This is a genomic window from Parageobacillus caldoxylosilyticus, assembly GCF_019272935.1.
Taxonomy (GTDB): Bacteria; Bacillota; Bacilli; order Bacillales; family Anoxybacillaceae; genus Saccharococcus; species Saccharococcus caldoxylosilyticus.
This window is the reverse complement of record NZ_CP040553.1, coordinates 427625-442765: the sequence shown is the minus strand read 5'-3', so window position 1 is coordinate 442765 and position 15141 is coordinate 427625. Positions and strand designations below refer to the sequence as shown.

Annotated in this window: 11 protein-coding genes and 2 pseudogenes; all 13 read left to right on the top strand. The window is 38.1% G+C overall.

The genetic code is table 11. The features are described 5' to 3' along the window. The first annotated feature begins 25 nt into the window (after positions 1 to 25). The 13 genes and pseudogenes from BV455_RS02230 to BV455_RS02175 all read left to right on the top strand — a co-directional run bounded on the left by BV455_RS02230 (position 26) and on the right by BV455_RS02175 (position 15139). Positions 26 to 1186 (top strand): helix-turn-helix domain-containing protein, encoded by a 1161-nt coding sequence (locus BV455_RS02230; protein WP_218687716.1) that lies wholly within the window; start codon positions 26 to 28, stop codon positions 1184 to 1186. Between the two features lie 13 nt (positions 1187 to 1199). Further along, positions 1200 to 1691, top strand: coding sequence for a PIN domain-containing protein (locus BV455_RS02225; RefSeq protein WP_245005333.1), 492 nt, complete (start codon positions 1200 to 1202; stop codon positions 1689 to 1691). Positions 1692 to 1941: 250 nt separating this feature from the next. Beyond that, positions 1942 to 3621: an MrcB family domain-containing protein gene (locus BV455_RS02220; RefSeq protein WP_218687714.1), complete on the top strand. Its 1680-nt coding sequence runs from the start codon at positions 1942 to 1944 to the stop codon at positions 3619 to 3621. Beyond that, positions 3590 to 6100 carry a restriction endonuclease-like protein gene (locus tag BV455_RS02215; protein WP_218687713.1) on the top strand — a complete coding sequence of 837 codons (2511 nt, stop codon included), beginning with the start codon at positions 3590 to 3592 and terminating at the stop codon, positions 6098 to 6100. Before BV455_RS02220 ends, BV455_RS02215 begins: the two co-directional genes overlap by 32 nt. 30 nt (positions 6101 to 6130) lie before the next feature. After that, positions 6131 to 6460, top strand: a complete 330-nt coding sequence (locus tag BV455_RS02210; RefSeq protein WP_218687712.1) for a nucleotide pyrophosphohydrolase — start codon at positions 6131 to 6133, stop codon at positions 6458 to 6460. Positions 6461 to 6531: 71 nt separating this feature from the next. Beyond that, on the top strand, positions 6532 to 8466 hold the full coding sequence (locus BV455_RS02205) for a DUF2075 domain-containing protein (RefSeq protein ID WP_218687711.1): 1935 nt from the start codon (positions 6532 to 6534) through the stop codon (positions 8464 to 8466). Positions 8467 to 8981: 515 nt separating this feature from the next. Beyond that, positions 8982 to 9053 (top strand): annotated as a pseudogene (locus tag BV455_RS20885) (transposase); the annotation flags it as partial. Positions 9054 to 9178: 125 nt separating this feature from the next. Then, positions 9179 to 9499 carry a Piwi domain-containing protein gene (locus BV455_RS02200; protein WP_245005332.1) on the top strand — a complete coding sequence of 107 codons (321 nt, stop codon included), beginning with the start codon at positions 9179 to 9181 and terminating at the stop codon, positions 9497 to 9499. Between the two features lie 163 nt (positions 9500 to 9662). Then, a pseudogene (locus BV455_RS02195) lies at positions 9663 to 10514 on the top strand (Rpn family recombination-promoting nuclease/putative transposase). Positions 10515 to 10598: 84 nt separating this feature from the next. After that, a complete protein-coding gene (locus tag BV455_RS02190; RefSeq protein ID WP_218687710.1) occupies positions 10599 to 11108 on the top strand; it encodes a hypothetical protein in 510 nt (169 codons plus the stop codon). Positions 11109 to 11729: 621 nt separating this feature from the next. After that, positions 11730 to 12899, top strand: a complete 1170-nt coding sequence (locus BV455_RS02185) for an ROK family transcriptional regulator (RefSeq protein WP_017436142.1) — start codon at positions 11730 to 11732, stop codon at positions 12897 to 12899. Positions 12900 to 12933: 34 nt separating this feature from the next. After that, positions 12934 to 14001, top strand: coding sequence for an extracellular solute-binding protein (locus BV455_RS02180; protein WP_218687709.1), 1068 nt, complete (start codon positions 12934 to 12936; stop codon positions 13999 to 14001). 67 nt (positions 14002 to 14068) lie between these two features. Next, positions 14069 to 15139 (top strand): ABC transporter ATP-binding protein, encoded by a 1071-nt coding sequence (locus tag BV455_RS02175; RefSeq protein WP_218687708.1) that lies wholly within the window; start codon positions 14069 to 14071, stop codon positions 15137 to 15139. Positions 15140 to 15141: the final 2 nt, after the last annotated feature.

Below are 15141 nucleotides of genomic sequence, written 5' to 3'. Positions count from 1 at the left end.
TAATTAACAAAGGAGGTGTGAACAAGTGGACATTAAGAAAGTGATCGGAGAGAATTTACAGAAAATAAAGAAAGATTTTGGGTTAAAAAACCAAGATTTAGCCGATATTATGGGGGTAACAAGACAAACGGTCGCCAAGTATTTAAACGGTGAGCAAATTCTTGATAGTGCCAAGCTGTTTAAACTATCCCGCCATTTTAACATTCCAATGAAAGATTTCATGATTCCGCCGAACGACAAAAGAAGAGATGAAGCGCTTTCTTTTATGTTTCGGGCCGATAATCCGCAGCAAAACTTTGATCTTATCGCCCGAAATAAAGTCAACAGAATATTTAACGACTATTATGAGCTGCTAAATATGTATGGCGAAGTGAATTTTTCCTATTTGCCGCCTACGTACAAATTGAAATTGAGAGACAACAAACTGTTGGAAAATGATAAAAAGGTTATTCAACATGTAGCGGAGCAAATTAGAAAAGATTTTGGTTTAGACCATGCGGTGGCGGAAGATATTTACTCTATTTTAGAGAATCATGGCATCCATCTTGTTGCTTTAGAGTTTGACAAAAAAATAGATGCGCTGTCCGCCTATTCTGAGGAAAAAGGGGCTTTTATTTTCTTAAATGATCACCGTGAAATACCGGAAGAGCGGAAGCGGTTTAGTGCCGTTCATGAACTGGGCCATCTCATTTTTCACCGCGATGAATACTCGAATGATAATAGTGCGCTTACCTACAGTAATGCAAGAAAAGAAATCAACGAGAAAGTGGCCATGTTGTTTGCAAGCTACTTTTTGATCCCGCGCGAACTGTTGCAGGAATATGCATATCGTTTTAAAGGATTTGTCACCATCCAAACGATTCTGGATTTGAAACAACAATTCTTCGTGAGTGCAGAAGCATTGATGATGGCACTGTTAGACGAAGGATACATCTCTCAACAAGTATACGGCTCTCTGCGGAAAAAGCTACGGGAACAAGGGTACATGGACAAAGAGCCCGCTCCGATTGACTATATTCCAAAAAATCGCAAGCTGATGCATTTTGTTAGACAGGCATATCTAGAGGAACGCATTACCATCAATAAAGTATGTGAAATACTCAACTGCAGCTTACAAGCCGCTAGAGAAACAATAAAGGGATGGTATGGGGATCATGAATATTCGGAAAATACGGGGGCTTTATAAGAAGAGGGCGGTGATGGATAATAACATTCTCAATGATTTTTATGAACTTGGAAGAATGGATCTGTTAACAAAAGTTTTCAGCCAAGTATACATCCCGGAAAGCATTATATCGAACGAAACACCTGATGACATCCGAATGGTGCTGCAACAGGTAGAATACGAAATAGCGACCTTGCATACAGAAGAAGGGTATGGATTAATGTACCAGCTACTGACAGAGTGGACAGGGTTGAGCGAGTACGACGCCGAGCTCATCGCGATTGCCAGGCAAGATATGATTTTGTGTACATCTAATGAAAAAAGAATCATGAATGCATGTGAGAGTTACGGTATTGAGTATACTGGCACGTTGGGAATTTTGTGCTGTGCTTATGAGTGGAAGATCATTGATCAGTCTGAATTGAAGCACCTCATAGATAAACTGTTTTCCGAAGAGTGCAGCTGTCATTTACATCCGAAGCTGAAAAAGCAAATTTACGAACAGTATCGTATGGGGGACGTTTGAGATATATTTTGACGTACTGCATGATTTGTCGTTAAAAGTAGTAAATGATTAAGTCGGCATCCACCGTCCCATGCACGTTGTTGTGCTGTAGGGATGGTGTTTTTTTGTGTATTGATGTATCCGATTAGGCTTTTTGTATCATAATTTTCAAGAATTATTAGACGTTTCGTCTATTATTTTTGTAAAATATAAGGTAAAAGTTACTAGTTTATCATATTAGCAGAAACAGCTTTTAAAGGAGCAATTCCAAATGGCAATGCGCGATCTTTTCTTACAAGTGATGAAAACATACTTGCAAGAGAAGCGAGAGAGATTTTCCAGAGAGCAGCCGGTGTTCCAATTAGTGACGAAAGCGATTCCGCAAGCAATCGAGAAGTTGCCTTTTATCCCGAAAGATCGCTACGTGATAAAAGGATCGGTTGGCCAAGGGGTATGGACGGATGTCCCTTGGGTCGCCATTATGAATAAAGAAGTCACTACTTCCACGCAGCGCGGATATTATATTGTTTATCTATTTAGCGACGATATGAGCAAATTATATCTGACATTCGCCCAAGGCGTGACGGAAACACCGAAAGAAGAAATGCTTCGCATTAAACAAGAAATCCGCCAAACGATACTGATGAGCGGCAACGTGAAAAAAGATGATGAAATCGACCTTGGCGAAAGCAAAAAAGCAAAAGAGTATAAAGACTCTGTCGCCGCCTATATCGCCTATTCGATCGACGATATGCCTGTGGACGAGCAACTGCGGCACGACTTGCGGCAAATGATCGAATACTACGAAAAATATGTGGAGATTAAGATGGACATGAAACCAATATCTGAATCGCATTCGTATCAAACGATCGTTAATCATATTCACTCTTACATCTCTGGCAAAGGGTTTTATTATACGAAAGAAGAAGTGACGAATCTCTTTTTGTCTTTAAAAACGAAACCGTTTGTCATCTTATCAGGGATTTCCGGAACCGGGAAAACAAAAATCGTTCAATGGCTTGCCGAGAGTGTCGGCGCAACGGAAGAAAACGGACGGTTTACGCTAATTCCTGTCCGCCCCGACTGGAACGACGGATCGGATTTGCTTGGATACGTAGATATTAAAGGAGAATTTAAGGCGGGGCCGCTGACGAAAGTAGTGCGGGAGGCGGAACAAAATCAAGAAGAGCCGTATTTTGTCTTGCTCGATGAAATGAACCTGGCGAGGGTGGAGCATTATTTCAGCGACGTTCTCAGCGTGATGGAAAGCCGGCGCTGGGAAAACGGGAAAATCGTTTCTTCTAAGCTGCTTCCGAAAGAAATCGCGGGGCGGGATATTTACCTTCCTGCCAATGTCTACATTATTGGCACAGTCAATATGGATGAAACGACCCATCCTTTCAGCAAAAAAGTATTAGACCGCGCCAATACGATTGAATTCAATCGCGTTCAGCTTGATCATCTCGATTTTTTAAAAGAGTTAAAGCAAGTGGAACCGATGAAGCTGAATCAGGAAGCATTTGCCGCTAAATATTTGCATTTAAAAGACGTGTATCAGCGGTATCCGCATATTGTCGAAAAAGCAACGAACGAGCTGGTGAAAATCAATACCTATTTACAGCCTTTAGGAGCACACATCGGCTACCGCGTCCGCGATGAAATCTGCTTTTATCTTGCCTATAACGAAGAAGGCAAGCTAATGACATTTGAAAACGCGTTTGATCATTGCCTCTTGCAGAAAATTTTGCCGCGCGTCTCTGGGAGCGATGCGAGAGTGCAGCGCGCCCTGGAACAACTATTTACGTTCTGCACTGGCATTGAATTGAACGGGGAATACGATGCCTTGCTTGATTTTACATACGCGAAATATCCAAAAAGCGCCGATAAAATTTTGCACATGTTAAGGAGGTTAGCAGACGATGGCTTTACCTCCTTCTGGGTTGGTTCGTGAGGATGTAGAGCTGGTCCATATTGAAACGAAACATTTAACGATCGTGATCAAAGGAAAGCCTTATCACGAGCAATATAAAGGACTCCAGCAATACCGCAAACTCGACTTTCACGAATCGATGGAGTTTTTTATCAAAGGAGAAGACGTTCTCGAAGTAAAGATATTTGATATTGATCAGCAAAGACTTGTAGAATGGTCTGCGGGCCACCGGCCAATCTTTTTTGAAAATGGCATTTATCAAATCATCGTTTCTCCGAAAAACGATGTTGAATTAACGTTTTATCATGAATATCCATCGTTAAGAAGAGCGGTCGATCGAGTCAGCATCGGCAATCGATACGTACTAATGGGAAACCTTCATTTTCAAAATGAAGTGGGATTGTCGACGTTTGAAATCCGAACTGGGGATAAAGTCCTGTTAGAAGTGACGATCGAAATTTTTCCAACGAAATTAAATTATAAGGAAGACTATCAAAAGCTTCTCCAAGAAGTAAGCGATGAAATTTATAATCTCGCGTTTCATTTTATTAAGAAAACGTATCAGCGGGCGAAAGCAAAACTAGACGGCATTCCTTCCCGAAGCGAATTTTTCCGGCTGATGGAGGCGCATTTTCACGACTTTCTCCAAGCCATTGGGCAAATCGAGCGGCAGCCGCACCATCAGCTTGTGACGACCCATGTTAAAGCGAGAGGCGACCAGCTTGACCGCTTGGACCAAAAGGGAAGAAACTATTTGCGGAAAAGACCGCAATTATTTTGTGAAGTCCATAACGGAATAAGGATTCAACACCGTTCACTGATGCCGATCTCCGGTTTAAAAATGAAAAAAGAATTGACGTATGATACGTTAGAAAATCGTTTTGTCAAATGGATGATGGCACGTTTAATCGATAAATTGCACGATTTATGGGAAAAGGTGCAGTCGAAAAACAAACGATACGAAGTAGAAGCGGATCCGGACTTGCTAGCGAAAATCATGGATATGAAACGCGTGCTCGAAGCGAAAACAAACAATGCGTTTTGGCGGACGATCGGGAAACTGGACCGTTCGATCATGAGCCTCGTCTTGCAAATGGCGCCGGGATATCGCGATGCGTATCAAATTTTTTTAATCGTGACACGTGGCCTTGCGCTGCAGGGGAAGCTGTATCAAATGTCCGTCAAAGACGTGGCGACATTGTACGAGTATTGGACTTTTCTAAAGCTGGGACAACTGTTAGGCAAAAAATATAAACTTGTCAGCCAAGACATTATTCGAGTGAATCGAACGGGGTTATTCGTCAATCTAGAAAAAAACCGCTCCGCAAAGCGGGTATACGAACATCCGCACACGGGCGAAAAAATTATTTTGACGTATCAAAAATACGAAGGAAGGCTGCCGACCATTCCGCAAATTCCGGATACGATGCTGTCGATCGAGAAGAAAGGAAAAGATTATACGTTTAATTATATTTTCGACGCGAAATATCGTGTTGATTTCGCGGTGGAGGGAAGCAGCTATCAAAAACGTTATCAGCTTCCTGGCCCAATGGAAGAAGACATCAATACGATGCACCGTTACCGCGATTCGCTCGTTGTCCGCCACAACGGACCTTATGAAAGAACCGCCTTTGGCGCTTATGTATTATTTCCTTGGTACGACGAGGATAGCTATCAAGAGCACAAGCTGTACAAAAGCATTAATGAAGTCAATATCGGCGGACTGCCGTTTTTACCAAACGCGACCCGGCTAGTCGAACAATTGATCGAGCGGCTGATCGAAAAAAGCCCGGAGGAACTGCAAAAAGAAGGAATTTTACCGCAAGGAATTATGGAGGAATGGCGATCTTCTTTCGATGAAAAAGTGCTTGTCGGAATGGTTCCTAGCGCACGAAACTATCACGCTCATCTGAGACACCGATTTTATCATATTCCGGTAAAACGGCTGAAAAAAGGCTGGCAAGAAGCGAAATACATCGCTCTTTATCCAAAACAAGGAGCGGCACCGATAAACGGAGTAACTTGCTTTGGAAAGATCGCCGATGTAAAGTTTGTAAAACGATACGAAATCAACGAACTGCCAAAAAACAGTTCAGAGGAGTACGTGAGATTCGAGATCGAAAGCTGGCATTTTTTAAAGGACATTATCCGACCGGTCGGCTATGGAATATCGGTCTATACGATGTCGACTTTAAACACATTAAAAGAAGCGAAAGAACTTCCTGAATTGTTCATGAAATCAAAAGAAGAAATCGCCTTATGGAGAATGCTGCGGAGACTGTCCGACCGCATCCGCTTTGACCTGGATGACCGATACTTGGATAAAGCGTCTAAAATTATAGCGTACCGAATCAAAGATATTGTCATAAAGCTCGAAGGGGAGCAACTAGTCATCACAAGAGGAACTAAACGCAAAACACTTCCGGTAGACGCTTTGCTTAAACAGCCATCGATGGTGTTTAAGGAGATGGTGAGATTGATGGATAGCGATAACATTTAAAGAAAAATAGCACTATTGGAGGTAGTAATCATGAAACACTTGCAGCAAAAAATCATTGAATTTCGCGATGCGCGCAATTGGAAACAGTTTCACACCCCAAAAGACTTAGCGATTTCATTATCCTTGGAAGCAGGAGAGCTGCTGGAAAATTTCCAATGGAAAAGCAGCGAAGAAGCTGTAAAAACAAACTTGGAAAATATAAAAGACGAAATTGCCGATGTAGTCATTTATGCACTCCTGCTATCACATGAATTAGGGATTGATGTGGAAAAAGCTGTTATAGATAAAATAAAGAAAAATGAACAGAAGTATCCAATTGAGAAATCATTTGGGTCAAAAAAGAAATATACTGAATTATAAAGTTGAAATAGTATTAATTGATTTGTTAGATGTAGAAAAAACGTGAATTATGTCACAAAAAGGTGATAGAGATGATTGTGTATGAAGCAACGAAAGATGAATTTTTAAATGATGTATTTGAGGATAAACTTGTACAAAATATTTGCGAAAATTTTAAAGCAAAAATTGGCGGAATAAACGAACGTGAGATTCGAGCATGGGATAATTCGATGCAGTATATGTATCGCGTGTTGAGCGATCACGAAATTCCAAGTAATACAGGAATAGCGATTGAATTTAAAATTCCTCATACTTCTAAAAGAGTGGACTTTCTTATTTCTGGGATCGATGAACGTAATAACCATTCTGTCGTCATTGTGGAATTAAAACAATGGGAAAGCGTAGAAAAGGTTAATGGTAAAGAAGCAATAGTAAAAACGGTGATTAATCGTCATCTTGTAGAGACAACTCATCCATCCTATCAAGCATGGTCTTATGCATCTTTGATCAAAGATTACAACGAAAATGTCCAAAATGATGATATTAAGCTTTATCCGTGTGCGTATTTACATAATTATATCCGTTTAGGACAAAGCGATCCCGTGACCGATGAGATCTATCAATATTATATTAATAAAGCACCTTTATTTTTAAAAGGAGATGCCGCGAAGTTACGTTCCTTTATAAAACGACATATAAAATACGGAGATAACAAGAAGAATCTTTATAAAATTGAAAATGGACGCATTCGTCCATCAAAATCTCTTCAAGATTCTTTGAATAGTATGCTAAAAGGTAATCAAGAGTTTATTATGATTGATGACCAAAAGGTTGTGTACGAAGAAGCTCTTCAATTAGCAGCGAAAGCAGTTAGTACAAATCAAAAACAAGTGTTAATTGTCGAAGGTGGCCCGGGAACAGGAAAGTCCGTGTTGGCGATTAATCTACTTGTGGAATTGACCAACCGCAATCTCGTTTGCCAATACGTTACGAAAAACGCTGCACCAAGAAAAGTATATGCTCAAAAGCTAAAAGGCGATTTTCGAAAGAGTCATATTGATAATTTGTTTACTAGTTCTGGGAGCTATGTTAATGCGCTTCCGAATGAATTTGACGTTCTTATTGTTGATGAAGCACACCGTCTTAATGAGAAATCAGGCATGTTTCAAAATCTTGGAGAAAACCAAATAAAAGAAATTATCCATGCATCAAAACTAGCCATTTTTTTCATCGATGAACGGCAGCGTGTTACATTAAAGGATATTGGAAGTATAGAGATGATTCAAAAATTTGCGAACGAATATAAAGCAAGCATAACTAAAATGAAACTCGAGTCTCAGTTTCGCTGCAACGGCTCTGATGGCTATTTAGCTTGGATTGATGATGTGTTGCAAATTCGTAAAACAGCAAACTACAATTACTTCGACAGCAATTATGATTTTCGTATTTACTCTAATCCAAATGAATTACGTAAAGAAATCGAAAGGCTAAATAAAGTAAACAATAAATCCCGTATAGTAGCTGGATATTGTTGGGATTGGATCAAAGAAGGAAAAAACAATCCAAATATTCATGATATTGTTATTCCCGAATATAACTTTAGTATGAGTTGGAATCTTGCCAATTCCGAAACATGGGCAATTGATGAAGACTCTGTTCATCAAGCGGGCTGCATCCATACGTGCCAGGGACTAGAGTTTGACTATGTAGGTGTGATTATTGGGGATGATTTAATCTATAAAGACGGACAAGTTCAAACAGATTATACGAAGCGCGCTAAAACGGACCAATCACTGAAAGGTTTAAGAAAAATGTTGAAAGAAAAACCAGAAGAGGCTTTGAAACTTGCAGATGAGATTATTCGAAATACATACAGAACTTTATTGACACGAGGCCAGAAAGGATGCTTTGTCTATTGCACGAATAAAGAGTTAGAAAATTATTTAAGAAAACGATTAAATGAGGTTCAATATGCAACTCAACCTAATTCAAATTCAATGGTAGCAGAGAAGCGGGGAGAATACTGACAAGTTCATATTGCCGAAAGGTTTGGCATAGTAACTAATTTTATTGGTCAAGATTAAGAAAAAACATATACTTCTTTTCTGAAACTAAAGATAACTAACATATGAAGAATTTGTGTGTTAGAAAGATAAAATAAAATTTGCTCGCAAGCACTTTGAAGCAATTGGGACGGATATTGAGTTTGCCGGTTCGGAAAATGACGTTGATGTGTTTATGCTGCGGGCGCTCAGTTTATAATATAATAAGCTTATATTGAGACAGAAGCCACTCAGGTTTCTGTCTTTTTTGTTTTGCGACACAATTTGACAAAATTTTTAGTTAAGTATAGTTAGGATAAACAGTAGAAAGCTTTTTGGTGTAGTAGAAAAGTATCAAATTTAAGGCGAAAGGAGTAAGAAGATTTTGCCGGATGATGTATAAAATTTTGTGTAAAGCATTTTGCTAGGCAAAAAGAAAAAAGGTAGGGTATTCTCTGATTTGGACCACAACACATTCCAGAGAAAGGAGAACCCTACCTATGTCTAAAAGTATACCGAATGTCGACTGGGCAAATCAACTGGAAAGTGTCATTCGACAGTTTGTAAAGAAATATAACATATATAAGATCATTCGTTCTAAGTTAGACGAATTGATTTCCAAGTTTGAAAGTGTAGGTTTAAAAAAAGTGAGTTCAAGAATAATTGATAACTAAATCATAAAAAAACGCGAAGAAGAATGGCTATTTATTCAAATAAAAAATGGGTGACAAAGCAAGGAATATACTATTCAAAAGGAAACACGGCGTATTTATGTGCGACAGATCCGAAAGAGTTTGTTGGCATGGCTCAACTTGTAAAAATTGTGCAAAAAACGAATGGTCTGTCTGTTCATGAGATTGTTTCTGATGTATATAAGCTATCGTTTATGCATATTCATTCCATGCTGAAGACACGCTTGCCGGTTACGATCCACTACGCCGATTTAAGCTCTGCTTTCCATAACCGCGGGCTCATTCACCCGCGTTCGCAGCATGAGCAGGCATTGCCGTTTGTGTGATATGAAATGAAAGGGTTACTTGTCCGTCACTCTCTAAGGGTTGCTGGGATTTGTAGAAGCAGAGAGTCATTGCTTGGCTCTCTGTTTTTGTTTTATCTTATGCAGGAATTTCGCACATGTTGTCGAAATAACGTATATGAATTTTCGCGTGTGTGGTGAATGTATGGCTGTTGACCATGGCCGCTTGTTCAAAGAGTTGATCCAAGCATTTTTTGAAGAGTTTATCCTTCTCTTTTTCCCCGAAATGTACGAGTATATTGATTTTCAGCATTTGTCTTTTTTATCCGAAGAACTGTTCATCGATGTGACGGCAGGGGAGAAATATCGCGTCGATTTGTTAGTCGAAACGAAATTAAAAGGGGAAGACGGGCTGATCATCGTCCATATTGAAAATCAAAGCTACGTGCAACCGTCGTTTCCTGAACGGATGTTCATTTACTTCAGCCGCTTGTTTGAGAAATACCGCACGAATGTCGTTCCGATTGCCGTTTTCAGCTACGATACCATCCGCGATGAGCCATCTTCGTTTACGCTTCAACTTCCGTTTGGCAACATCCTTCACTTCCGCTTTTTCACCGTCGAACTACGCAAACAAAATTGGCGCAACTACATCCGCATTGGCAACCCGATCGCCGCCGCGCTGTTAAGCAAAATGGGTTATACTGAAAGTGAATGAATCGAATTGAAAAAACAGTTTTTACGCATGTTAGTTCGTTTAGAGCTGGATGAAGCAAAGCAGAGGTTGTTAATGGGCTTTTTTGAAACATATGTGAAATTGTCGGATGAAGAAGAACAGCGATTACGAAACGAGGTGAATCAAATGGAAACGAAAGAAAAAGAGCAAGTGTTGGAATTGTTGATTTCGTATGAACAAAAGGGAAAACGTGAAGGAGCTAAGCAAAAAGAGCGAGAAATGATGCGAAAAATGATTGCAAAAGGAATGAGCATTGCCGATATTGCACATATATTTGACCTAACGGAAGAAGAAGTTCATAAAAAGGTAAAAGAAGAGTAGGAAGAGACAGTGCTTGGCATCAGCTAGCTCCTGAAATAGCGTTTTTATATTTAGCGATAAACTCACAATAAGGATGTGATTCTAATGATGACAAATAAAGATTATCAAGAAATCGTAGAAAAAAAGTACGGTAAGCCGTTGAAAGAGATTATGTATGAACTTTGCGTGATTAGAGATGTTGTTCCTTGGGAAGGGGCAAGCGAGTTAGGCGTGCCTAAAAGTACATTTTTATCATGGAGAAATAAATTTCGTTTTGGTCCGATTCAAAGAAGAGCTGATTTTGCAAGACAAATGCGTGATAACACGATTAACGAATATAAACAGGAATTAGAGGACATTGATTTCGAACGTGATTTTATTTACAAGGATGAAAAGACCATTAGAGGATTTAAAGAAATAATGGAGCGCCTTTTGGAACTGGAGAAATACAAGAGAACATTATTAGATGATGCGGATACTTCTTCCGATATATTAATAACAATGAAAATAGCAACCATTGAGCAGACATTAAATTATTTGATGGAATATGAACAAGGGAAGTTGCATGAAGAATTTAACAGAGAGCGAGAACGTATACATTATGGGAGGAAATAAAGAGATTTAAAACAATATTTTGCATGTGGAGTGAATGTATAACGATTGGCCACGACCGCTTGTTTAAATAAAGAGCTGGCACAGCTTTTTTATGGTTTTATTCTTCGTTTTTCCCGGATATGTATTGGCCTGGTACCTGCTGTTACCCGCTAAAGGAGAAAGCTGCCCTAAGGATGATGGGGGCAGCTTTTTTTGTTATGGTCGCTCGAATTTTCGGTGCGTATGTTGGTTGGGCATAGGGAATTTCGTTTGGTCGGTAATTGCCAAACTTGAAGATTATTTGCATATGGAAAACGTTGTCATGTGTCACCCACAATGTTGTTAACTTAGATTGTAGTGATGTAAGGATAATTTGCAATTGTTTGTATTGACTATGTTTTGCTCCATGATTTTTTATTCCGTTTTCATTCGAGTTGCTCATTGTATATTCGCTTTATATGTATGTGTTTCCGAAACGCTTCAACATGAACAAACTGCGCTTAAGGGGATAGATATAATTATCAAGGATAAAAAGTAAATATTCTGAATATATTGACTTTAAATCGTTTTCATTATATAATCTTCTCAACTTAGTTAGGCTAACTAACTAAATACAATACAAAACAAAATAGGGGGAATCTGATGAGTCCTACTTCGAGAAAAGCTAGTCCAAAACTTGTAAAATCTATGAACAGGAAATTGATAATAGATGAATTAAAAAGAAATCCCCGTCAATCAAGAGCGGATATTGCCAAAAAAACAAAACTTAGTCGTCCTTGTGTCTCAGAACTTGTAAAAGAGCTAATTGAAGAGAGGTTAGTTGTTGAGGTAGGAATAGGAACATCAACAGGTGGTAAACGCCCTATTTTGTTGGAGTATAATGCCAAATCGAACTTTGTTATAGGATCTGTAATAGAAGGTAACAGCCTGTCTATTATTCTAGCTGATATGAATGGTGACTGGGTAGATACAACAATTGAATATTTCCAAATTCCTACAAATGGATATTATATAATTAATTTAATTGAAAAAAGTGTTAAGACTTTACTAAAACAACAGCAAGTATGTGAAGAAGATATATTAGGAATGGTTATTGGTATTTCAGGCATTTCCCTAGAGTCAGATAAAAAGTTTGGGTTTTCACCTGAAGTTGATTGGTCAGATATTCATCTAAAAGAAGAAATAGAATCTCGTCTAGGGATTCCAGTTATCGTGGATAATGATGTGAATGTGATGACGATTGGAGAGTTTTATCAAGGGGATGAGAAATGCATAAAAAATCTTGTTTATTTGTTTGTAGGTAATGGAATAGGAAGTGGTATTGTTATAGATGGAAAATTTTACAAAGGATTTCATTCAGCTGCGGGAGAAATAGGCTACATGATGATAGGTAATCAAATAGTAACTAAACCTAACATGGGAGTATTCGAGACAAACTACGGCTTGCTAGGAATAAGAAGAAAATTAGAGAATAACGGCTTTAAGTTGATTGGTTATCAGTCTCCTGTACAGTTTTTGCAAGAAAACGAGTTAACTAATGAAAAGGCAAAGCAACTATTAGAAGAAGTTTTATATCATTGGGCTGTAGCCATTATCAATTTATCTAGTATCCTCGATCCTCAGTTAGTAATCCTTGCTGGAGAAATGGAAAAGTTAAATCAAAAGTCATTATCTTATCTTGTAAGTATAGTAAATAAATACTTGCCAAAGTCGCCGAAAATTAAAATTACTTCTCTCGGTTCTAAAGCTGGCTTGTATGGAGCTGTTCACTTAGCTTTGGACAATTATAGCCATAATCAAGTCAGCTTTTGAATAGAGTATTTTATTAAATATTAAGGGGGTAAGAATGTTGAGAGTAAGGAAATTTGCAGTAGTTTTTATTGCTTTGCTCATGTTATTAATGACTGCTTGTAGCGGAAACACAAGTAGTACGAATGAAGGGAGTAAAGATAAACAAAAAGGTGGAGAGGGAGAGCTAGTAATTTATACCGCACGTGATCAAACAGTAGTAGATAAAGTAATGGAGATGTTTAAAAAGAAATATCCGAATATTGACGTTGAAGTATTGACAATGGGGGCGCAACAAATTTTGGAACGCGTTCGTGCAGAAAAAGCAAATCCACAAGCAGATTTTTGGTGGGGCGGCACGCAATCTGCACTTTCAGTAGCTGCTAATGAAGATTTATTAGAGCCATATAAACCAAGTTTTGATAAATATATAAAACCGGAACATAAAGATCCAAAACATCGATGGTATGGTGAAATGCTATTGCCGGAGGTAATTATGATTAATAGCGATGTTTTAACTCCGGAAACTGCTCCCCAAGATTGGGATGACCTTTTAGATTCAAAATGGAAAGATAAAATCCTTATTCGAGGTGTTCTCGCTTCTGGAACAATGAGAACTATCTATGCTTCCATGATTTATCGCCAAGATCCTAATGATCCAAAAAAAGGATATGAATGGCTGAAAAAATTAGACGCAAATACAAAAGAATATACTCAAGACCCGACTAATCTATATCTAAAATTGGCCCGTCAAGAAGGGATCATTTCTTTGTGGAATCTCCAAGATATTTTAATTCAAAAATACGAACATAATCAACCTTTCGATTATGTTTATCCAAAAAGTGGGGCTCCAATTCTTGTTGATGGAGTTGGGATTGTAAAAGGAGCGAAAAATAAAGAAAATGCAAAATTATTTTACGAATTCCTTTTTGATCCAGAAGTAAGATCTGTTTTAGCTAAAGACTTATACCAAATCCCAACAAGAACTGACATTTCTAAGGAAGAAATGCCAGATTGGTATAAAAAATTAGATTTAAAAACTTTTGAAATTGATTGGAATGTACTAGCAGAAAAAGAAGCGGAATGGATGCAATACTGGGACGAAAATATTAAAGGTAAAAACTAATTTTTTCATAAGTTTATGGAGCAGGGTGAAATTTTGCCCTGCTCTGTATACAAGAGGGGTGTGGAAGTTGAAAAGTGTTAAATTGGAAAATATTAGTAAATTATTTAGAACAAAAAAAGGAGTAGAAAATATCAATATTAATATAGCGCCAGGAGAATTTTTCACGCTCCTTGGCCCCAGCGGTTGTGGTAAAACCACTACTCTTCGAATGATAGCGGGGTTTTATTTTCCTACAGAAGGGAGGATTTATTTCGATAATGAAGATGTTACATATGTTAATCCAGATAAACGGAATATAGGAATGGTTTTTCAAAACTACGCATTGTTTCCTCATATGACTGTTTTTGAAAATATTGCTTTCGGACTTGAAGTAAGAAAAGTTCCTAAATCAGTTATTAAAGAAAAAGTGATACGTGCTCAAAAACTTGTTCATTTAGACGGATATGGAGATAGAAAAATTACAGAGCTTTCTGGAGGGCAGCAACAACGAGTTGCTCTAGCTAGAGCATTAGTCATTGAACCGAGTATTTTACTTCTTGATGAACCTCTATCGAACTTAGACGCAAAATTGCGTGAGGAAACAAGATTAGAAATTAAACGTCTGCAAGTGGAATTAGGTGTTACTACTATATATGTAACCCATGACCAATCAGAAGCGATGGCAATGTCTGACAGAATTATGGTTATGAAAGATGGCAAAGTGCAACAAATAGGCACTCCTCAAGACATTTATAATAGACCTGTAAATCATTTCGTTGCTTCTTTTATCGGAGAATCAAATATTTTAAAAGGGGAAATTTTAGATATTGAAGGAGAATATGTTGTTATAAAAATAGAAGATGGAACGATTGTTAAAGGAAAAACAAATAATATATCTCCAAAAGCAAAATTAACAAAAAGAAGTTATGTGAACCTTTCTATTCGCCCGGAAGCCATTTTAGTAGAGGATGGACCTAATTCTTTAAATGGAACAGTGGAATTTGTTGAATTTACAGGAGTAAGTATTAATTATATTGTAAAAATAAATAATCATATATTAAAGGTAATGGTTATTAATAAAGGTGAGAAAATTTTAGAAAGAGGAGACTCTATTTCGATACATATCCCTCCACAAAGTGTATACATTATCGGAGAATAAGA

Coding starts and splice junctions, on each gene's coding strand:
- BV455_RS02225 (WP_245005333.1), top strand. CDS start 1,200: ATGGATAATAACATTCTCAATGATTTTTATGAACTTGGAAGAATGGAT.
- BV455_RS02220 (WP_218687714.1), top strand. CDS start 1,942: ATGGCAATGCGCGATCTTTTCTTACAAGTGATGAAAACATACTTGCAA.
- BV455_RS02215 (WP_218687713.1), top strand. CDS start 3,590: ATGGCTTTACCTCCTTCTGGGTTGGTTCGTGAGGATGTAGAGCTGGTC.
- BV455_RS02210 (WP_218687712.1), top strand. CDS start 6,131: ATGAAACACTTGCAGCAAAAAATCATTGAATTTCGCGATGCGCGCAAT.
- BV455_RS02205 (WP_218687711.1), top strand. CDS start 6,532: ATGATTGTGTATGAAGCAACGAAAGATGAATTTTTAAATGATGTATTT.
- BV455_RS02200 (WP_245005332.1), top strand. CDS start 9,179: ATGGCTATTTATTCAAATAAAAAATGGGTGACAAAGCAAGGAATATAC.
- BV455_RS02190 (WP_218687710.1), top strand. CDS start 10,599: ATGATGACAAATAAAGATTATCAAGAAATCGTAGAAAAAAAGTACGGT.
- BV455_RS02185 (WP_017436142.1), top strand. CDS start 11,730: ATGAGTCCTACTTCGAGAAAAGCTAGTCCAAAACTTGTAAAATCTATG.
- BV455_RS02180 (WP_218687709.1), top strand. CDS start 12,934: ATGTTGAGAGTAAGGAAATTTGCAGTAGTTTTTATTGCTTTGCTCATG.